Source organism: Ferruginivarius sediminum, from assembly GCF_003344765.1.
GTDB classification, from domain to species: domain Bacteria; phylum Pseudomonadota; class Alphaproteobacteria; order Kiloniellales; family Rhodovibrionaceae; genus Ferruginivarius; species Ferruginivarius sediminum.
The window spans coordinates 268,513-287,500 of sequence record NZ_QPMH01000002.1 but is presented as its reverse complement, the minus strand read 5'-3'; the positions used below and the strand labels follow the sequence as shown (position 1 = coordinate 287,500).

The following is an 18,988-nucleotide window of genomic DNA, read 5'->3' as shown; positions in this document are numbered from 1 at the left end:
GTTTTAAGTAAAATATTTGGCTTAAATTAACGGTACCTTAAGGGCGGTACACCTAGCAATTGCAGCGCTACCACACCCGTATTCCACACGGGTCAACGCAAAATACCAGTATCGGCAATCGCAGGATGGGGGCGGACCTCATGGCAAGCGCGCGCGACGACGACCGCTATCTCGAGTTTCTCCAGATCGACCAGCACACGCGGGAAGCACTGGCCGAGGTCAGGCCGCTGATCCAGCGCGAGCTGCCAGGCATCATGGACGAGTTCTATCGCCACCTGCGCGGCTGGTCGCACCTGATGGAGATGTTCAACGGCGAATCGGGGGTGAACTACGCCCGCGACAAGCAGATCGAGCATTGGAGCGAGATCCTCTCCGGCAATTTCGGGCCCGACTACGTCGAATCGGTGCGCAAGATCGGCGAGACCCATGCGCGCCTTGGTCTCTCGCCGCGCTGGTACATCGGCGGTTACAGCTTCATCCTGACCCGCATGCTGGACCGGGTCAGCCGGCATTACCGCGACCGCTTCGGCCGTTCGAACGAGGACAAGCGCAGCGCCGCGACCGCCGCCATCACCAAAGCGGCGATGTTCGACATGGAGCGGGCGATCTCCATCTACCTCGACGAGGGCGAGGCGACGAAACAGCGGCTGGTGGACGAGATCGCCGGCGCGTTCGACGAAAGCATCGGCGAGATTGCCGGCAAGATCGCCTCGGCCGCCGGACAGCTCGATCGGACAGCTTCCTCCCTGAACGGCATCGCGGAGAACGCGGGCTCGCAGGCGACCTCGCTGTCCGCGTCGTCGGAGCAGGCCTCGGCCAACGTCGAGACGGTCGCGGCGGCGGCGGAGCAGTTGACCGGCTCGATCGACGAGATCAGCCGGCGCGTGGGCGAATCGACGCGCATCGCCAACTCGGCGCGGGGAGAGGCAGACAACGCCACCTCCCAGGTGCGCGGCCTGAACGAGGCGGCGGACAAGATCGGCGACGTCGTCAAGCTGATCCAGGACATCGCCGAGCAGACCAATCTCCTCGCGCTCAACGCCACCATCGAGGCCGCGCGCGCAGGCGAGGCCGGCAAGGGCTTCGCCGTGGTCGCGAACGAGGTCAAGTCGCTGGCCGGGCAGACCTCCAAGGCGACGGAAGAGATCTCCGGGCATATCGAGCGCGTGCAGACCGCGACGCAGGATGCCGTCGGCGCCATCGAACGCATCTCTGACACCATCCGGCAGATGGACGAGATCTCCACCACCATCTCCTCCGCGGTGGAGGAGCAGGGCGCCGCGACGCGGGAGATCACCCGCAACGTGCGTGAGGCCGCGACCGGCACGCGGGACGTCAACAATGGCGTCGGCGAGGTCAAGGAAGCCGCCAGCAATACGACATCGGCCGCCGCACAGGTCGTCGATGCCGCCAAGGAACTCGGCGAGCATGCGGATCGCCTGCGCCGTGAAGCGCCCGAGTTCCTGCGACGCGTCAAGGCCGCCTAGATCGACCGAGCCGTCCGCGTTCAGGCGCCCCTTCAGCCCTTCGGGCAGCTTCCCCCGTCGGGGAAGCCACCGAGTGGCTGATCGCGCCACGATCAGTCGTCTCCCCGGCGGGGGAGACAGGTGGCCGAAAGGCGACCGGAGGGGGGCCGCCCACCCCGCCGGGGCAGCGACGACTGAAAGCCTAGATCGCCTTCCGGCCCATCTCCTCGGCGATGTAGTCGGCCTGGCGGATGGCCAGGGAGACGATGGTCAGCGTCGGGTTCTCGGCGCCGCCGGTGGTGAACTGGCTGCCGTCGGAGATGAACAGGTTGGCCACGTCGTGGCTCTGGCCGAACTTGTTGCACACGCCGTCGGCAGGTTTGGCGCTCTGCCGGCAGGTGCCGAGGTTGTGGGTCGAGGGGTAGGGCGGGGTCTCGATGGTCTTGGTGGCCCCGGCCGCCTCGTACACCGCCGAACCCTGCCTGTAGGCGTGGCTGCGCATGGCGATATCGTTCGGGTGGTCGTCGAAGTGGACGTTCGGGATCGGCATGCCGTACTGGTCCGTCTCGCTGTCGTGCAGCGTGATGCGGTTGCCCTCGCGCGGCATGTCCTCGCCGACCAGCCACATCCCGGCCATGTGGTCGTAGGCGTCCATGTCGCCGGCGAACTCCGCGCCCCAGGCGCCGGGATCCAGGAACGCCGCCATGAACGGCGTGCCCAGGAACAGCGTCTCCATCTCGTAGCCGCCGACGAAGCCGCGGGCCGGGTCGTTGTGCGCCTCGTCCTGGACGATGCCGGCCATTGTGGTGCCGCGGTAGGCGTTCACCGGCTTGTCGAAGACGCCGTAGACCGAGCCGGTCATGTGGCGCATGTAGTTGCGCCCGACCTGGCCGGAGGAATTCGCCAGGCCGTCCGGGAAGGCGCTGCTGGCGGAGTTCAGGAGCAGCCGCGGCGTCTCGATCGAGTTCCCGGCCACCGCCACCACGCGCGCGGCCTGGCGCTGCTGGTTGCCGTCCTTGTCGACGTAGACCACGCCGCTGGCCTTGCCGCTGTCGTCGTGCTCGATGCGCAGCACATGCGACTGCGGGCGCAGGTCCAGCTGGCCGGTCGCCTCCGCCTTCGGGATCTCGGTGTAGAGCGTCGACCACTTGGCGCCCGACTTGCAGCCCTGGAAGCAGAATCCGAGCTGCATGCAGGCGTTGCGGCCGTCGCGCGGCCGGCTGTTGATCGCCATGCGCCCGGTGTGCACCTCCTTGTAGCCCAGCCGCGTGGCGCCGGCGTACATCACCTTGAAGTTGTTGTTGCCGGGCAGGCCGGGGATGCCGTTGGTGCGGGTCACGCCCATCTTGTCCTCGGCCTTGGCGTAGTAGGGCTCCAGCTCCTCCAGCGTCAGCGGCCAGTCCAGCAGGTTGGCGCCGTCGATCTCGCCGTAGGTGCTCCGCGCCTGCAGTTCGTGCGCCTGCAGGCGCAGGCTGGCGCCGGCCCAGTGCACCGTGGTGCCGCCCACGGTCTTGCAGATCCACGCCGGCAGGTTCGGGAAGTCCTTCGCCACCCGCCAGTTGCCCGAGGTGGTGCGCTTGTCCAGCCAGGAAAGCTGGCCGAACGCCGCCCACTCGTCGTTGGTGAAGTCGTCGATAGTGTGGCGCTTGCCAGCCTCCAGTACCACCACCTTGATGCCCTTCTGGCACAGCTCGTTCGCCAGCGTGCCGCCGCCGGCCCCCGAGCCGATGATGACGACCGCGCTGTCGTCCTTGTATCCGATCTTGGCCATGACCGCGTCCCTCCCCTATTCAGCTCTGCTTCGGCGGACTTGCTTCCGCCGGCGGCTCGGGCAGCCAGGCCAGGTCGTCGAAGCCGCGATTTATGTAGCCGCCGTAGGGGTAGGACGCGCCCTCGTAGCCGAAGTGGCGCCAGACGAGCTCCTGGTTGTAGAGGGACACGATGGTGGTGGAGCGCACCTTCTCGAAGAAGGCACTGTCGCTCATGCCTTCCAGCACCTTGAGCTGGTAGCCATCGGACAGGTCCAGGAAGTCGATTTGCAAAGCCCGGTCCAGCTTCTTGACACCGTCCTTCAGAAGCTTGGCCACCTGCTCGTCGGACTTCGCGGCCCGATCCAGGTCCTCCACCACATAGCCGTAGTAGATGTCGCTCAGCGTCGAGTGCGGGTAGAGCCGCCGGACCATCTTTAGAAGCGTATCGGCCGTGTGCTGGTCCAACGCGCCGCTCAGCTCGATCGCCCAGGCGCGGTCGGCCGCCGTAAGCAGCGGCGCGGCAAATGCCGTCCCCGCCGCCGTCAGTCCGCTGGTCTGCAGGAACTGCCGGCGGTTCATGCCTTTGATTCGCCGTTCCATGATAAGCGTATGCCTCCCGTATGACTGCCGCGCCGCGTTTTCGTTCTGATCTGCGCGGTGCGAAGCCCGGCGGCTCGCAAGATGAGGCCGCGCCCAGGCTTCGAAAGGAAAGCTTACGCCGTCAAACGGGCGCGTGGTGTTAGCGGGCTACTACACCGCATCCGCCGCCGGCACCGCCTTGGCCAGAGTGTCCGCGACGGGCAGATTCTGCGGGCGGCGGAGGTATGTGACACAGGCATTGCGCAAAAGCGAGGCGAAGTTCGGCACCTCGCCGTGAATCTCCAGGGCCTCCTGATGCAGCGTGGAGAGAAAGCGCGGCGTGGTCATGCCTTGCAGCGCCGCGATCTCGTCCAGGATGTTCCAGAACTGCGCTTCCAGGCGAATGCTCGTCGCGTGACCGCCCAGCCGCACGGAGCGCGTCACGTAGGCGTAGGTCGCGGGGCTTTGGCCGGCGAAGAGGTTGCACATCTGCGCCTCCCATATCGCGCTTGCGAGAGAGGTTCCAGGGGTCTACCGCCGCTCTCGCCGTCACGGTCACTATATCTCGCATTCATATAAACGAAAATATTTCGGCCATGCTCCAAGCGCCGCGACAGGCCGTCGCCCTGGACCGCTTGGCATGTCGTCTCCACATGGAAGTTGTGGGTCGCGATTTATGGCTCGCGGCCCCGGGGATTGGGCGAGGCGGCCGCTTGACCGCAAAGCGAAAGGAGCGACGCAATGGCCCAGACGAAGGAACGCAAGGTCCCCGTCAACCTGCGGCAAAGCGGCGACAGCGACGTGAAGATGCTGATTGGCACGCGCGTGCGCAAATCGCCGTTCTGGCACAAATCGGTGGAGCACGGCGTGCGCGCCGTGACCGTCTACAACAAGGTCTACCATCCGCGCCTCTACTTTTCGCCCGAGGCCGACAGTCTGATGGGCGAGTACGAGTACCTGACCCGCCATGTGACGCTATGGAACGTTGCCTGCGAGCGGCAGATCATGGTCAAGGGCCCGGACGCGCTGAATTTCGTCAACCGCGTCGTCACCCGCGACATGAAGAAGAAGCTGCCCGTGAACAGGGCGCGTTACGTCATCCTCTGCGACAATGACGGCGGCGTGGTGAACGATCCCGTCCTTCTGCGCGTGGCCGAGGACGAGTTCTGGTTCTCGATCTCCGACAGCGACCTGCTGCTGTGGCTGAAGGGGCTGAACACCGGCTGGGGCTTCGACGTGGAGATTGCCGAGATCGACGTCTCCCCCGTCCAGGTGCAGGGGCCGAAAGCGCAGCCGCTGATGCACGACCTCTTCGGCGCACAGGTGGACGAGATTCCCTATTACGGCCTGTGGCAGACTACGCTGGATGGCCTGGAGGTCGTCATTTCGCGGACCGGCTTCTCGGGCGAGGTCGGCTACGAGGTCTATCTACGCAATGCCACGCGCGACGCCGACGGGCTCTGGGACGCCATCGTCGAGGCGGGACAGCCCTATAACCTGCGGGTCATCGCCCCCGGCCACATCCGCCGGATCGAGGCCGGCATCCTGTCATACGGCCAGGACATGGATATCGAAACCAACCTGTTCGAGCTGCCGCTGGAATGGCAGTTCGACCCCGACAAGCCTGACTGGTACGTCGGCCGGGACGCGCTGCACCGCATCCGCGAGCAGGGCGTCGGCCGCAAGTTGACCGGCGTCGTCATGGGCGGCCCGCGCGTCACTTGGTACAACGCCGACTTCTGGACCGTGCGCGACGGCGGCGACGGCCACGACATCGGCTATGTCACCAGCGCCTTCTACTCGCCGAAGCTGGAAACCAACATCGGTCTTGCCATGGTGCCCATCGACTACACGAAGGTGGGAACGCAGCTCGCCGTCGACCTGCCGGGCGAGGCCGAGGCGGTGTCGGCGGTCGTCCACGCCGTGCCGTTCTACGACCCGAAAAAGGAGATCCCGCGCGGCGGCAAGCCGGGCGCACAGGCCGCCGAGTAGGGTCTGGCGCGACGCTTACCTGAAGCTGTCGTCCACGGGGACCTGATAGCCGTTGGCCAGCCGGTTGGTCTGGTTCGCCAGGCCAACCACGGCCAGCAGTTCGGCAAGCTGCGCCTCGGTCATGCCCTTGGCACGCGCACCGGCGGTATGCGAGCGGATGCAGTACTCGCAGTTGTTCGTGGCCGAGACGGCGACGTAGATCATCTCCTTTGTCAGCGGGTCCAGCGCGCCGGGCGCCATCACGGCCTTCACTTGCTCCCATGTCCGTTTCAGCGTGGCGGGATCGTTTGCCAGGACCTTCCAGAAGTTGTTGATCCAGTCGGTACCGCGGGTGGCCATGATGTCATCGTAGACCACGCGCACCTCGTCGCTCGCCTGCTCATACTCGATCAGCGGAACCATTGGCGACACCTTGCACCTCCTGCGTTTCGTGACGATGGGCCAGAAATGAACGGCCCTCCCGCCAAGGGTGCGGAAGGGCCGCGCAAACGTCTACAGGAACGTCGGGAAAGGCGGAAACGCCTCAGTCCATGTACTGGCCGCCGTTGGCCGTCAGCGTCGAGCCGGTGATGAAACCGGCATCGTCGGCCGCCAGGAACACCACACAGCGGGCGATATCCTCGGGCTCGCCCAGCCGGCCGACGGGGATCTGCTTGACGATCTTGTCCAGCACGTCCTGCGGCACGGCGCGGACCATGTCGGTGCCGATGTAGCCCGGCGCAATGGCGTTGACCGTAATGCCCTTGCTGGCGTTCTCCTGCGCAACGGACTTGGTGAAACCGATCAGGCCCGCCTTCGCGGCGGCGTAGTTCGACTGGCCGTACTGCCCCTTCTGGCCGTTGATCGACGAGATGCAGATGACCCGGCCGAAGCCGCGCTCGCGCATGCCCTCGATCACGTTGCGGGTGCAGTTGTAGGCGGAATTCAGGTTGGTATGGATGACCGAGTTCCACTTGTCCGGGGTCATCTTGTGCAGCGTGGTGTCGCGGGTGATGCCCGCGTTGTTCACCAGCACGTCCACCGGACCCAGGTCCTTCTCGACCGCCTCGATGCCGGCCTTCGTGGCGTCGAAATCGCCGACGTCGAACTTGTAGACGGGGATGCCCGTCTCTTCCTTGAACGCGTTCGCCGCCTCGTCGTTACCGCCGTAGTTCGCCGCAACGCTATAGCCGGCGTCGCGCAGGGCAATCGAGATGGCATGTCCGATACCGCGAGTACCGCCGGTTACAAGTGCTACGCGAGCCATACTGGTCCTCCCTTTATTATCCGTCGCTCGAATGCTGGATCAGGCCCGACCGGATCCCATGGGCAGCGCCACCGCACGACTGGCTTTGCCATGAAACCATTGACCGGTCGGTGCCGGTCAACCGCTCGTAGGTGAATACTGGAGCGATTCGGCATAAAGGACGGGCCCAGCCCCGACGTCCTTGAGGCCGGGCCCGACTCGTGACGGTCTGACTTGACCGAATTGGTTGGGCTGGATATGCGCCCGGCTCAGCCGCGCTCGACGCACATGGCGATGCCCATGCCGCCGCCGATGCACAGCGTCGCCAGGCCCTTCTTCGCGTCGCGGCGCTGCATCTCGTACAGCAGGGTGACCAGCACGCGCGCACCCGACGCACCGATCGGGTGCCCGATGGCAATTGCGCCGCCGTTGACGTTCACCTTCTCCGGATCCAGGCCAAGGTCCTTCACGACCGCCAGCGACTGCGCGGCAAAGGCCTCGTTGGCCTCGATCAGGTCCAGGTCGTCGACGCGCCAGCCGGCCTTTTCAAGCGCCTTGCGGCTGGCCGGGATCGGGCCGACGCCCATGATGGAGGGATCGACGCCGCAGGTCGCCCAGGAGACGATGCGCGCCATCGGATCGACGCCGCGCTTCTCGGCTTCCTTGCCAGTCATCAGCACCACGGCGGCGGCGCCGTCGTTGATGCCCGAGGCGTTACCGGCCGTCACCGTACCTTCCTTGTCGAAGGCAGGCTTCAGGCTGGCCAGGCCTTCGGCCGTGACGCCCGCGCGCGGGAACTCGTCCTTGCTGACCGTCTGCTCGCCCTTGCGGGTCTTGATGGTGACCGGGACGATCTCGTCCTGGAAGCGGTCGGCCTTCATCGCCGCCTCGGCCCGGTTCTGAGAGCGCGCGGCGAACTCGTCCTGCTGCTCGCGCGTGATCTGCCACTGGCGGGCGATGTTCTCGGCGGTGTTGCCCATGTGATAGCCGTTGAAGGCATCCCACAGGCCGTCCTTGATCATCGTGTCGACGAACTTCAGGTCGCCCATCTTCTGGCCGTTACGCAGATGCTGGGCGTGCGGCGCCTGGCTCATGCTCTCCTGGCCGCCGGCGACGATGATGTCGGCATCGCCCAGCGCCAGCGCCTGATACCCCAACGCGACCGAGCGCAGGCCCGAACCGCAAAGCTGGTTGATGCCATAGGCCGTGCGCTCCACCGGGATACCAGCGTTGACCGCGGCCTGACGGGCCGGGTTCTGGCCCTGCGCTGCGGTGAGGATCTGGCCCATCACCACCTCGTCCACCTCCCCGGCCTCCACCTTGGAGCGCGACAGCACCTCCTTGATGGTCGCAGTGCCCAGATACGAGGCCGGCACCGAGGACAGACCGCCCCCGAAAGTGCCGACCGCGGTGCGAACGCCGCTGGCGATCACGATGTCCTTGCGGACAGCCTCGCCGGCTTCTCCCGCTACCGTCATAGCGTTTTCCTCCTTGCCGTGACGTATCGATGCGAATGGATTGCCAGCGTGCCGGCGCGTGGCACGCTGCACCGCACCAAAGGTAAACCACTCCGCATATCATTGGCCACCTCGAACCTTGCAAGGATCCCGAGACGGCCGACAGGCGCGGGTTTTATTTGCGCCGCAACATTCGCGCTTTGAGCCACGTCAATAAAGGCGACCAAACTTTGTCGCGCGCCCGCCCGCTCACGACCATGCCGATGTGACCCAGTGGCGGCGTCCTGACCTCGGCGCGCGGAAGCGCCCTTCCAAGCGCGGCGGCGGAGGCCGGCGGCACGATGCGGTCATGTTGCGGCACCAGGCAAAGCGCCGGCATGTCGGCGTGCGCGGGATCGACCGGTCGCCCGGCGATCTGCCAGCCGCCGCGCGGCGGCGTGTTCGCGCCGTACCAGTCGTAGAGGCATTCCCGCGCCACCGGCGCGGCCAGCGGGACGCCGTCGTTCAGCCAGTCCTCCAGCGCGACGAACACCTCGGCGCGGCGGCTGTCCTGATCCAGGCGGCCGAACGTCAGGAACTTCCGCACCGCCGTGTGCGGGTCGAGACCCGAGAACAGCATCTGGATCGCATCGACTGGAAGCTGACCCATCGCCTGCATCGCCGGCTCCATGAGCTGCCCGGCGCGCGCGGCAAGCCGTGCCTGCGCGCCCTGCTCGGCGTGGAAGTCCCAGGGGGTTGCCAGTAGCGCCAGCGCACCGACGTCGCGGCGCCGGCGCTGCGCCAGGGCGAGCGCCAACATCCCGCCCATGCAATAGCCCAGCACCGCGACCGGCCCGCGCGCGACCTCGCATGCCGCGTCCAGCGCGCCTTCCAGCCGGCCGGCGATATAGTCGGTGAGGGTGAAGGATTTCTCAGCCGGCCCCGGCCAGCCCCAGTCGACCAGCAGGGGACGTACACCATCCGCCGCCAGCGTGCGCAACAGGCTGTTATCCGCCTTCAGGTCCAGAACGTAGGCACGATTGATGAGCGAGGGCACGCAAAGCACGACGGGCCCGCCGGACCTCGCCCCCTCGACCGCGCCGTAATCGCGCAGGCAGGTGCTCCCGTCGCGCCAGATCGCGGGGGGGTCCGTCACGTCGCGGCGATAGGGATGATGACGATAGGCCTGGATGCCGGACAGAAGATCGTGGTGGCGCCGTGTCGCCACCTTGGCCAGGGCGGCGGAGAAGGCTTCAGGACTGACGTTTTCGAGATCGGCGCGCAGCCGATCCGCCGTTTCCGCCAGTTCCGGACTCGAGGGAAGCCACCCGCTCTTCCAGAGTGGCAAGGCGGCGTAGGAGCTCGTCCACGTCCACAGCGCCGTCGCCAGATGGCCCGGAAGCGGTCTGGGTCCCAGCCGTTTGCCCATCCTGCCCTCGTGCTTGCGGCGTCCCGGCCCCGCCCACTGCCTGTGACGTGGGCGCTTCGAACGCCTGGCCGGCCTGATTCGCCGCCGTCGCCATCGCGGCCATCGCGGCGGCGGGCCAGGCAGCCCATGCCATGGCGCCGCCCGGAACGGACGATTTAGGCGCGCTTGCGGCATCCATGGAATGACCCGGCGCGGGCATTCCCGTCAACTGAAGGAAACGCTCCACAGCCTCGGCGAATTCCGCATCGCCGGCAAGCGCGGTCATCTGGTCCTGCCAGAGGTCCAGATATCGTCGTGCCAAGTCTTCGAGATCCGCCCCATCCGACATGGCCGGGAGTATAACGGCGACACCTTCGAATGGCCAGACGGCGTGCTGCGACGCAGCACGCACTTGCGCGGCGCAAACATCCGGGTCATCCGTCGTTGACAGGCCATATTGCATCGCCGCAGTATCCACAAAGGCCAGTGTAAAACCGGCTTCGCTTGCACCGGGTGAGAGGGCAGTGAATGGCGCGAGATGAGCAGAATGAGCCGCGCGGCGGCCGCTCCGGCCGTACCCAGGGTCCGATCGTTATCAAGAAATACGCGAACCGGCGGCTCTACAACACGGCGACGAGCAGCTACGTCACGCTGGACCATCTGTGTCAGATGGTGAAGGACGATTTCGATTTCGTCGTGTACGACGCCAAAACGGGCGAGGACATCACCCGCTCGGTCCTGACCCAGATCATCGTGGAAGAGGAGTCGAAGGGTACCAACCTGTTGCCGATCACCTTCCTGCGGCAACTGATCAGCTTCTACGGACACAGCATGCAGGGCCTCGTGCCCCGCTATCTGGAACACATGATGGGCGCGTTCGCCGCGAACCAGGACCGCCTGCGCCAGCAGATGCAGGAGACGATGAGCGGCATGTTCCCCTTCGGCAGCAACCTGGAGGAGATGAGCCGTCAGAACGCCGCGCTGATGGAAAGCGCGATGAAGATGTTCAGCCCCTTCGGCGTTCCGCCCACCCAGGACGAAGAAGGCGGGGGTCACGCGCAAGGCGAAAGTGAGCCGGAATCTGCTGGCGGCGAGCAGGGTCAGGCAGGCGAAAACGGCGGCGAGGACGAATCGCTGGCGCAACTGAAGCGTCAGGTTGATCTGCTGCAACAGCAGCTGGACGACCTGGCCCATCGACAGCAAGATAGCGAGGACGGCGAGCCCAAGCCCGGCGGCAAGGCCGTGGCGCAGGGCAAGCGGCGCCAGGGTTCGGGTTCGTCCTGAGCCGGCGCCACGACCGCGCGTGAGAAAGCGGACTTTTTAACCAGAAAACGGATCGCGTCGCGGCTACGGGCCCAAGCGGATCGAACCCGCGGTCAGGCCTGCCCGCTGCCCCGGCGCACGCTGGTCGATATATCCACGACCTGGTCCGCGCCGGCCGGCCCGGCCCCCGCTTCCCGCTCGGCCTCCGACCACGGCTCGTCCAGCGCCGGTTTGCCGAAGAAATAGCCCTGCAGCAGGTCGGCGCCTTCGGCGGAGAGGATGTCCGACTCTTCCCGCGTCTCGACGCATTCGGCCACCGCGGAAAGATCCAGGGAGTTCGCGAGGCCCAGCAGGTTGCGCACGAAAAGGCGGTTCTGCGGTTCGGTCGCGATATCGCGGACGAACGAGCCATCGATCTTGACGATATCGACGGTGAGCGCCTTGAGATGCCGGAACGTCATGAAACCGGCCCCGAAGTCGTCGAGCGCCACCCGGCAGCCCAGGTCGCGAACCGCGCGCACGAAACGGGCGGATTCCTCCACGTCCCGCAAGGCAGCGGTTTCGGTGATCTCGACCACCAGACGACGGGCGACATCCGGCCGGTCACGAAGCTTGCCGGTCAGCGCCCGCAGCCAAGAGCGATCGCTGGCCGTCAGCCCCGAGATGTTGATGGCGAGACTCGCCCGCGGATCGTTGCGCAGCACCTCGACCGCGAGATCGAGGCCGTGCCTGTCCAGGGCGCGCATCAGGCCAAGCTGCTCCACAACCGGCACGAAACGACCGGCGGGAACGATCTCGCCGTCGCGGCGGCGCAGACGAAGCAGGCACTCGTAGAAATCCACGCGTCCGTCGGTGCTGCGCACGATCGGCTGATAGGCGAAGACGAGCCGCCCCTCCTTCAGCGCTTCCTGCACCTCCGCCCCGATGTCCAGCGAGGCGCGATCGGAGCGGCGCTGCTCTTCCGTCATCTCGTACAGGCCGACGCAGTTGCGCCCGCGGGCCTTCGCCTGCCGCAGCGCCCCCTCGCCCTTCACCATCAGGTCGTAGCTGGTGTTGGCCTGCTGGGGGAACATCACCACGCCGGCCGAGGCCGTGACGCGCACCGGTCCTGCTGGCGTTTCCACGACCTGCCGGCGGATCTCGTTGGCCGCCCGCTCGGCCGCGGCCATTGCCTCTCGCTGATCGCAGCGATGCAGCACCGCGCCGAAGCAGTCGCCGCCAATGCGGCCGACGACGTCGCTGGCGCGCAGGCAGGTGGTCAGCCGCTCTCCGACCGCGACCAGGACCGCGTCGCCCGCCTCGTAGCCGAAGGCGCTATTGATCATGGCGAGCTGGTCCAGGCCGATCGCCAGGAAAGCGCCCGACAGGCCGAAACGTCCGCTCTCCACCAGCGCCTGATCCAGCGCCTGGCGCAGGCGGAGCTTGTTCGCCTGCCCGGTCAGCTCGTCATAGTTCGCCAGATAGGCGAGCCGCTCCTCGTTCGCCTTGCGCGAGGTGACAAGCCGCATCGTGCCGACCAGCCGCAGGGCCGCGCCGCTGCGCACCGCATCCAGGGCGCCGCGGTCGTGCACCCAGTGGAAATCGCCGTCAGGCCCGCGCAGGCGGTATTCGCAATCGTAGGCAAGGCCGCTGGAGATATGCTCGCTCAACACCTTCTGGCGCTGGGGCAGATCCTCGGGGTGGATGCGCGTGCTCAGCCGCTCTCCCGTCGCGGGCACGTCGTCGTTGGTGCAGTCGAACAGCTTGGTGAGATCGCCGTGCCAGACGATGGTATCGCTGGCGACGTCCCACTCGTAAACGATATCGCCGGCGGCCATCAGCGCCGCGCGCAGCCGGGCGAGTTCGTCCACACGGTCCTGTTGGCCGTTCGGCCCAGCCAAAATGCCCTCCTAGCGGCGTACGCCTTCTGCCTGAATTCGGGTCGCCCGACTGCCGCGAGGGTAGCGGGACGATTCTTAATAAAGGGTGAGTCGTCTTATCGGTGATTCCATTTAAATTCCTAAATAAATATATTTAAAAATCGTGGTTAATTTTGCGGCATCTTGTTGTATTTTCTAGCGCGTCTGGACTTTTGAGGGTAATTTGGTAAACTTTCTGTTAACAGGGTCGCCCCCTTACACGCCGGAGTTGCATGCGCGATGGCTCACCTATCCAACCTGCCTCCCGACCCGGCGCCATCCAGGGAAATGCGGATCGCCCCGCACGCGCCCATGCGGGCCATCGCACCCAGCGCGCGCACGTCGTCCGGTCACGGCAAGCCCTTCACGGCGATTCCCTTCCACCTTCCCGCCGGGCAGAAGGCGGCTTTGGCGGCCGGCTTCGGAGCGCGGGTCGATTCCGGATTGCTGTCGCCGGCGCTGATGTCGGCGCTGGCCCAAACCGAACGGCCGGCTGCCGACGGGCGCATCCCGGCAAGGCTCGCCAACACAGCATATCGTCGCTATGGCGCCCAGCCGCCCCTCTGGCCATCGGCCTCGCGTGTGTTCCTGACCCGCATCTGATCGCGGCCGGGCACAGGGTCCGTACCCGCCTCTTCCTGGTTCTACGGGTCTGGCTTTTCTACCAATCAGCTATATTTATGACATAATTTACTACTAATAATAGTAAACGCCTAGGTTTCCAGTCGCATAAATCTCTTTACCTTTTGATCAATTCGCGGTAGTTACGGGGCAAAACTTTTGTCGCTGCGCTTTTACGGGTCGCCCCCGGCCCGGCAGCGGCTTGAGTGGGGCACGGTGGGACGGGATGGAGAGAGGTATCGGACGCCGCCTTGTTCCGGCCCTCGCGTGCCAGCCGGCGTAGCCGGCAACATGACAACCAAAAGAGGATAAACGCCTCATGTATAACATGGAATCGTCAGAAGCACTCCTCGAATCCGCCGAGGATGCCACCCCGCACCCCGCACCCCATCGCACCGGAACCACTGTGACCAAGCGTTCGCCCAAGACCACCAAGATCGAGTGTCATGTGGGTCGCCGGATTCGTGAGCGGCGGACCATGCTGGGTCTGACGCAGCAGCAGCTTGCCGACCTCATCGGCATCACCTACCAGCAGGCGCACAAGTACGAACGCGGCATCAACCGTGTCTCGGCGGGGCGGCTCTACGAGATGGCCAAGGTCCTGGGCGTCGACGTCGGATACTTCTTCGACGGCTTCGACGAGACCGACAGCGAATCCACCTCGGAACGCCAGCGCATGTGCCTGGATCTCGCCCGCAATTTCTCGCGCATCAACGACCAGCGCCAGCAGGAGGCGCTTGCGCAGCTTGCCCGCTCGCTGGCGGAGCGGGCCTGCGAGCAGTAAGCCGGTAATCTACTCACCTCTCCTATAGGAATCCCTGGAGCCGCGTCGCATCCCGCGCGGCGTAGCCGGCCTCGTCGTTGTCGAAGAAGCAATAGACGTCACGCCCCTCGCCGCTCCACTCCCGGATGCGCGCGGCCCAGTCCTGCAATGCACTGTCCGCATAGCTACCGGTATAAGCCTCCTCCTTCGGTCCGTGGAGGCGGATATAGGCCAGCTTGCCGGTCGCTCGAAGCGGCGACAGGCGGCCTTCCAGGTCATACATCACCAGGGCTGCATGGTGCGCGTCGAGCAGGTCGAAAATCGGCTCGTCGAACCAACTCCGGTCCCTGAACTCGAAAGCATAGCGGTGACCGGACGGCAGGACCTCCAGCAAGGCGCGCAGGCGCCCCAGGTTGATGTGGAAGTTCGGCGGCAGCTGGAAGAGGATCGGCCCCAGCTTGTCGCCCAGCGTCTCCACCGCCTCGAAGAACTTCACCACACTCTGGTCCGGATCCTTCAGCTTCTTCATGTGCGTGATGTAGCGGCTGGCCTTGCAGGCGAACTCGAAGCCGTCGGGCGTGGACCCGCGCCACTCCTCGAAGGTTTCCAGCTTCGGCAGGGAATAGAAGGTGTTGTTCACCTCCGTCACCGCGAACTGCTGGGCATAATACGAGAGATAGTCGCTCGAAGCCGTGCCCTCGGGATAGAACGGGCCGACCCAGTGGCGATAGCTCCAGCCGCTCGTGCCGATCCGGATGCGTCCCGGTGCTGGCATGATGATGCTCTCCCCTTCCCGTCTCGCGTTGCGGCGGCGCTGCCCGTCTCGACTCAGCCATACACAGAGCCGCGCCGCGCGCTTTGATGCCCATCAATGCCAACCGCAAGGCGTCATGTTGCATTGCGGCTCACCTTGATCCCGCCCCGCTGTGAGCCGTCACTTGATGAAAGATATCCCACCTCCCTGGCACGCGCGCGGCATCGGCGAAACGCTGCAAGCTCTGGAAGTTTCTGAAAGCGGGCTTTCGGCGCACGAGGCCGGCCAGCGGCTGGAACGCCACGGACCGAACACCCTGCCGACGCGCCGGCGGCGCGGGCCGCTGCGGCGCTTCCTGACACAGTTCGACAACCTGCTGATCTATGTGCTCCTCGCCGCGGCGGCGGTGACGGCCGGGCTGCAGCATTGGGTCGATACCGGTGTCATCCTGGGCGTCGTGGTCGTCAACGCCATCATCGGCTTTCTGCAGGAAGGCAAGGCCGAGCACGCACTCGATGCCATCGCACAGATGCTCTCGCCGCAGGCCCGCGTCCTCCGCGACGGCCACCGGCAGACGGTCGCGGCGGCCGATTTGGTGCCCGGCGACGTGGTCGAGCTTGCCTCGGGCGACAAGGTTCCAGCGGACCTGCGGCTGCTGCGCGTGCGCAGCCTGCAGACACAGGAGGCCGCGCTGACCGGCGAATCGCTGGCCGTCGACAAAACCACGGAGCCCGTGGCGCCCGACGCGGCGCTGGGCGACCGCGCCTGCATGGCCTACTCCGGCACGCTCGTCACTTATGGGCGGGGCACGGGTGTCGTCGTTGCCACCGGCAAGGACACCGAGATCGGCCGCATCTCGGAGATGCTGGCCGGCGTGCGGACGCTGACCACGCCGCTGCTACAGCAGATGGCGGTGTTCGGTCGCTGGCTGACCGGCGCGATCCTGGCCCTGGCGGCGGTCGCCTTCGCCTTCGGCGTCTGGCTGCGGGGCTATGAAGCAGCCGAAATGTTCCTGGCGGCGGTCGGCCTTGCGGTCGCGGCGATTCCCGAAGGACTGCCGGCCATCATGACCATCACGCTCGCCATCGGCGTTGCCGGCATGGCGCGGGAATGCGCCATAATCCGCCGCCTGCCGGCGGTGGAGACGCTGGGTGCGGTAACCGTCATCTGCTCCGACAAGACCGGAACGCTCACCCGCAACGAGTTGAGCGTGCAGCACGTGGCCACCCCCACCGCAGACTACACCGTCAGCGGCAGCGGTTATCGTCCCGACGGGCGGATTTCCCTGAACGGGCAGCCCATCGACCCGCACGAGGTGCCCGAGCTGCTGGCCGCCGTGCAGGCCGGCGTACTCTGTAACGATGGCGAACTGCGGGCCGAAGCCGACGGGGAGTGGGAGGTGGAGGGCACGCCCGTTGACGGCGCGCTGCTGACGCTCGGCCTGAAAGCCGGACTGGAAAAAGAGGGCCTGGACTCGGCCTTCGCCCGGCTGGACGCCATCCCTTTCGAATCCGCGCACAAGTACATGGCGACCCTGCATGCCGCCGAACACGGGCACGGCCATGGCATCGCCTACATCAAGGGTGCACCGGAGCGCATCCTGGACCTCTGCGAAGACTCGATCGACCGGGACGCCTGGGAACAGCGGATCGAGGCGCTGGCGGCGGCGGGATATCGCACCATCGCCGTCGCTTCACGCGAGTTCCCCAAGCACGCAAGCGCACTGAGCTTTCCCGAAGTGGAGGCCGGCGGGTTCGCGCTCTTGGGCGTTTTCGGTCTGCTGGACCCGTCACGCGAGGAGGCCATCGCCGCCGTGGAGGCGTGCCGGGAGGCGGGCATCGGCGTGAAGATGATCACCGGCGACCACGCATCGACCGCCCGCGCCGTGGCGCGGCAGCTTGGCGTTCCCGGCGAGGCGGAGGTGCTGACGGGGCGGCGGCTGGACGCGATGAGCGACGCGGAGCTGGCGGATGCCGTGCGCAAGGTCGATGTCTATGCCCGCACTACGCCGGAGCACAAGCTGCGCCTCGTCCAGGCGCTGCAAAGCCACGGCGAGGTGGTGGCGATGACGGGGGACGGCGTCAACGATGCACCGGCGTTGAAGCGCGCGGATGTCGGCATCGCCATGGGCCGGCGCGGGACCGAGGCTGCGAAGGAAGCGGCGGAGATGGTGCTGGCCGACGACAACTTCGCCTCCATCGCCAAGGCGGTGCGCGCCGGGCGCACGGTCTACGACAACCTGAAGAAGGCCATCCTGTTCATCCTGCCGACCAACGGCGGCGAGGCGCTGACCATCCTCATCGCCATCCTGCTTGGCACGACCCTGCCGATCACGCCGGTGCAGATCCTGTGGGTGAACATGATCACCGCCGTGACCCTGGCGCTGGCCCTTGCTTTCGAGGGCGCCGAGCCGGACGTCATGGCCCGGCCGCCGCGCCGCCGGGACGAACCGATCCTCTCGCGCTTCCTGGTCTGGCGCATCGTCATGGTCTCGCTGCTTCTGGTCGCGGCCACCTTCGGCCTGTTCCAGCTTGCCCGCGAGAACGGTGCCAGCCTGGAAGAGGCGCGGACCATTGCCGTCAACATGCTGGTGGCGGGCGAGATCGTCTATCTGTTCAACAGCCGCGTCATCCACGGTCCCGCCTGGACGCGCGAGGCCTTGAAGTCGAGCGGCCCGGCCCAGCTTTCGGTCGCGGTCGTCGTCGCGTTCCAGATGCTGCTGACCTACTGGTCAGGCATGCATATGCTGTTCGGCACCGCCGCCATCGGCGTGAACGACTGGCTGCGTATCGTGGGGGCCGCCTTGCTCCTGTTCTTTATTGTCGAGGCCGAGAAAGCCATCTTCCGCAGGGCCGCCCTTCGCCACCGACAACGCATGCGCCTCACCTCTGCCGGCGCGCGATGAATAGCGCCGCCATCAGCAGCGTCGCCCCCGCCACCGCCTGCGGCTGAACGGCTTCCTCCAGCGCCACCCAGCCGACGGCGAGCGAGGTCAGCAACTCCGCGCTGCCGCCGATGGCCGTTCGCTCCGGCCCGGCGTGGGGGGCGGCGACGCTGAAGGCGATCTGCGGCAACAGCGCGGCCACCGTCGCCAGCCCGACCAGCGCCGACCAGCCCTGAGGCCCTCTTGGCAGGAACGGTCCCTCGGCCATGAATATCATTGCCGGCACCAGCACCAGCATGTGGCCCCAGATGCCGGCACACATGCGCGACCACAAGGGCATCGGGGTCAGCCAAGTGGACAGCGCGTGGATGATCAGCGCGAACCCCAGCGGCGACAGGAAACACAGCGCGACCGCCCGAAGCTGCGCTGCATCGAGGCCGCGCGGGGATACGACCAGCGCGCACGCCGCCAGCACAAGGGCCGCGGCGACCGTCGATTCCCGCGTCATCGGCCGTCCAAGCGCCAACCAGCCGATCAGGATCGTGAACAGGGGGTAAGTGAAATATATAAGCGCCGCGAGCGAGACCGGCAGAACCGTCAGCGCGTGGAAGTAGGCCAGTGTTCCGACGGCCATCGCGGCGCCGGCTGCAAGGCCGACCAGCGCAAGCCGCCACTGCCGCAGCAGCGCGGGCAAAACCGGCAAAAGCACCACGGACATCGGCGCGAAACGGACGAACACCGCCAGTTCCGGCGACAGCCCCTCGGCATAGAGGGCGCGCGCAAACAACGGGTTCAAGCCGAACCCCGCACCCGCCAGCGTGACCAGTCCGAAAGCATAGTCCGCCGTCCGGACCTCATTCATGGCGCCTCCCGTGCGCACAGCGCTCCACCTTGCCGCGACCCGCAGGCCGCCAGGCATCGAGAAAACAATCCGGTCAGTCGGATGAA

Annotated in this window: 17 protein-coding genes; 7 read left to right on the top strand and 10 right to left on the bottom strand. The window is 66.3% G+C overall.

Features of this window, described 5'->3' with window-relative positions:
• Window positions 1-140: 140 nt before the first annotated feature.
• Window positions 141-1,487: a globin-coupled sensor protein gene (locus tag DRB17_RS03285; RefSeq protein ID WP_206607763.1), complete on the top strand. Its 1,347-nt coding sequence runs from the start codon at window positions 141-143 to the stop codon at window positions 1,485-1,487.
• A 181-nt stretch (window positions 1,488-1,668) separates the two neighbouring features.
• Here the strand turns inward: DRB17_RS03285 and DRB17_RS03280 are convergent, their stop codons facing one another.
• From DRB17_RS03280 to DRB17_RS03270, 3 genes are all read right to left on the bottom strand, one after another.
• The gene (locus DRB17_RS03280) at window positions 1,669-3,237 is read right to left on the bottom strand and encodes a GMC family oxidoreductase (RefSeq protein WP_114580733.1); all 1,569 of its coding nucleotides are present in this window, start codon (window positions 3,235-3,237) and stop codon (window positions 1,669-1,671) included.
• 19 nt (window positions 3,238-3,256) lie between these two features.
• Entirely contained in the window at window positions 3,257-3,817 is a 561-nt protein-coding gene (locus DRB17_RS03275; protein ID WP_114580732.1) for a twin-arginine translocation signal domain-containing protein, read from the bottom strand.
• A gap of 150 nt (window positions 3,818-3,967) precedes the next feature.
• On the bottom strand, window positions 3,968-4,285 hold the full coding sequence (locus tag DRB17_RS03270) for a ribbon-helix-helix domain-containing protein (protein WP_114580731.1): 318 nt from the start codon (window positions 4,283-4,285) through the stop codon (window positions 3,968-3,970).
• Window positions 4,286-4,537: 252 nt separating this feature from the next.
• On the opposite strand from DRB17_RS03270, the gene DRB17_RS03265 reads away from it, so the two are divergent.
• Window positions 4,538-5,788, top strand: coding sequence for a glycine cleavage T C-terminal barrel domain-containing protein (locus DRB17_RS03265; RefSeq protein WP_114580730.1), 1,251 nt, complete (start codon window positions 4,538-4,540; stop codon window positions 5,786-5,788).
• Window positions 5,789-5,803: 15 nt separating this feature from the next.
• Here the strand turns inward: DRB17_RS03265 and DRB17_RS03260 are convergent, their stop codons facing one another.
• The 4 genes from DRB17_RS03260 to DRB17_RS03245 all read right to left on the bottom strand — a co-directional run bounded on the left by DRB17_RS03260 (window position 5,804) and on the right by DRB17_RS03245 (window position 9,878).
• On the bottom strand, window positions 5,804-6,190 hold the full coding sequence (locus DRB17_RS03260; RefSeq protein ID WP_114580729.1) for a carboxymuconolactone decarboxylase family protein: 387 nt from the start codon (window positions 6,188-6,190) through the stop codon (window positions 5,804-5,806).
• A 121-nt stretch (window positions 6,191-6,311) separates the two neighbouring features.
• Entirely contained in the window at window positions 6,312-7,034 is a 723-nt protein-coding gene (phbB, locus tag DRB17_RS03255; RefSeq protein WP_114580728.1) for an acetoacetyl-CoA reductase, read from the bottom strand.
• Window positions 7,035-7,282: 248 nt separating this feature from the next.
• Window positions 7,283-8,491 carry an acetyl-CoA C-acetyltransferase gene (locus tag DRB17_RS03250; protein ID WP_114580727.1) on the bottom strand — a complete coding sequence of 403 codons (1,209 nt, stop codon included), beginning with the start codon at window positions 8,489-8,491 and terminating at the stop codon, window positions 7,283-7,285.
• Between the two features lie 154 nt (window positions 8,492-8,645).
• The gene (locus tag DRB17_RS03245; protein WP_114580726.1) at window positions 8,646-9,878 is read right to left on the bottom strand and encodes an alpha/beta fold hydrolase; all 1,233 of its coding nucleotides are present in this window, start codon (window positions 9,876-9,878) and stop codon (window positions 8,646-8,648) included.
• A 181-nt stretch (window positions 9,879-10,059) separates the two neighbouring features.
• Between DRB17_RS03245 and DRB17_RS03240 the strand changes: the two genes are divergently transcribed.
• Both DRB17_RS03240 and phaR read left to right on the top strand, forming a co-directional pair.
• Entirely contained in the window at window positions 10,060-10,305 is a 246-nt protein-coding gene (locus DRB17_RS03240; protein ID WP_114580725.1) for a hypothetical protein, read from the top strand.
• A gap of 80 nt (window positions 10,306-10,385) precedes the next feature.
• A complete protein-coding gene (gene phaR, locus DRB17_RS03235) occupies window positions 10,386-11,141 on the top strand; it encodes a polyhydroxyalkanoate synthesis repressor PhaR (protein ID WP_114580724.1) in 756 nt (251 codons plus the stop codon).
• Between the two features lie 92 nt (window positions 11,142-11,233).
• On the opposite strand, the gene DRB17_RS03230 is transcribed toward phaR, so the two are convergent.
• Window positions 11,234-13,000, bottom strand: a complete 1,767-nt coding sequence (locus DRB17_RS03230) for a putative bifunctional diguanylate cyclase/phosphodiesterase (RefSeq protein WP_147274788.1) — start codon at window positions 12,998-13,000, stop codon at window positions 11,234-11,236.
• A 258-nt stretch (window positions 13,001-13,258) separates the two neighbouring features.
• Here DRB17_RS03230 and DRB17_RS03225 point away from each other — a divergent pair, with 258 nt between their 5' ends.
• Both DRB17_RS03225 and DRB17_RS03220 read left to right on the top strand, forming a co-directional pair.
• Window positions 13,259-13,621 (top strand): hypothetical protein, encoded by a 363-nt coding sequence (locus tag DRB17_RS03225; RefSeq protein ID WP_147274787.1) that lies wholly within the window; start codon window positions 13,259-13,261, stop codon window positions 13,619-13,621.
• A 424-nt stretch (window positions 13,622-14,045) separates the two neighbouring features.
• Window positions 14,046-14,423, top strand: a complete 378-nt coding sequence (locus DRB17_RS03220) for a helix-turn-helix domain-containing protein (RefSeq protein WP_277738561.1) — start codon at window positions 14,046-14,048, stop codon at window positions 14,421-14,423.
• 22 nt (window positions 14,424-14,445) lie between these two features.
• On the opposite strand, the gene DRB17_RS03215 is transcribed toward DRB17_RS03220, so the two are convergent.
• Window positions 14,446-15,177: a DUF72 domain-containing protein gene (locus tag DRB17_RS03215; protein ID WP_114580721.1), complete on the bottom strand. Its 732-nt coding sequence runs from the start codon at window positions 15,175-15,177 to the stop codon at window positions 14,446-14,448.
• A gap of 166 nt (window positions 15,178-15,343) precedes the next feature.
• Here DRB17_RS03215 and DRB17_RS03210 point away from each other — a divergent pair, with 166 nt between their 5' ends.
• A complete protein-coding gene (locus tag DRB17_RS03210; RefSeq protein WP_114580720.1) occupies window positions 15,344-18,061 on the top strand; it encodes an HAD-IC family P-type ATPase in 2,718 nt (905 codons plus the stop codon).
• On the opposite strand, the gene DRB17_RS03205 is transcribed toward DRB17_RS03210, so the two are convergent.
• Window positions 18,039-18,902, bottom strand: coding sequence for a DMT family transporter (locus DRB17_RS03205; protein WP_161958679.1), 864 nt, complete (start codon window positions 18,900-18,902; stop codon window positions 18,039-18,041). The two genes, DRB17_RS03210 and DRB17_RS03205, sit on opposite strands and share 23 nt — an antisense overlap.
• Window positions 18,903-18,988: the final 86 nt, after the last annotated feature.

What these genes read in the sequence shown, in the direction of transcription:
- DRB17_RS03285 (WP_206607763.1), top strand. Translation starts at nt 141, where the DNA reads ATGGCAAGCGCGCGCGACGACGACCGCTATCTCGAGTTTCTCCAGATC.
- DRB17_RS03280 (WP_114580733.1), bottom strand. Translation starts at nt 3,237, where the DNA reads ATGGCCAAGATCGGATACAAGGACGACAGCGCGGTCGTCATCATCGGC.
- DRB17_RS03275 (WP_114580732.1), bottom strand. Translation starts at nt 3,817, where the DNA reads ATGGAACGGCGAATCAAAGGCATGAACCGCCGGCAGTTCCTGCAGACC.
- DRB17_RS03270 (WP_114580731.1), bottom strand. Translation starts at nt 4,285, where the DNA reads ATGTGCAACCTCTTCGCCGGCCAAAGCCCCGCGACCTACGCCTACGTG.
- DRB17_RS03265 (WP_114580730.1), top strand. Translation starts at nt 4,538, where the DNA reads ATGGCCCAGACGAAGGAACGCAAGGTCCCCGTCAACCTGCGGCAAAGC.
- DRB17_RS03260 (WP_114580729.1), bottom strand. Translation starts at nt 6,190, where the DNA reads ATGGTTCCGCTGATCGAGTATGAGCAGGCGAGCGACGAGGTGCGCGTG.
- phbB (WP_114580728.1), bottom strand. Translation starts at nt 7,034, where the DNA reads ATGGCTCGCGTAGCACTTGTAACCGGCGGTACTCGCGGTATCGGACAT.
- DRB17_RS03250 (WP_114580727.1), bottom strand. Translation starts at nt 8,491, where the DNA reads ATGACGGTAGCGGGAGAAGCCGGCGAGGCTGTCCGCAAGGACATCGTG.
- DRB17_RS03245 (WP_114580726.1), bottom strand. Translation starts at nt 9,878, where the DNA reads ATGGGCAAACGGCTGGGACCCAGACCGCTTCCGGGCCATCTGGCGACG.
- DRB17_RS03240 (WP_114580725.1), top strand. Translation starts at nt 10,060, where the DNA reads ATGACCCGGCGCGGGCATTCCCGTCAACTGAAGGAAACGCTCCACAGC.
- phaR (WP_114580724.1), top strand. Translation starts at nt 10,386, where the DNA reads ATGGCGCGAGATGAGCAGAATGAGCCGCGCGGCGGCCGCTCCGGCCGT.
- DRB17_RS03225 (WP_147274787.1), top strand. Translation starts at nt 13,259, where the DNA reads ATGGCTCACCTATCCAACCTGCCTCCCGACCCGGCGCCATCCAGGGAA.
- DRB17_RS03215 (WP_114580721.1), bottom strand. Translation starts at nt 15,177, where the DNA reads ATGCCAGCACCGGGACGCATCCGGATCGGCACGAGCGGCTGGAGCTAT.
- DRB17_RS03210 (WP_114580720.1), top strand. Translation starts at nt 15,344, where the DNA reads ATGAAAGATATCCCACCTCCCTGGCACGCGCGCGGCATCGGCGAAACG.
- DRB17_RS03205 (WP_161958679.1), bottom strand. Translation starts at nt 18,902, where the DNA reads ATGAATGAGGTCCGGACGGCGGACTATGCTTTCGGACTGGTCACGCTG.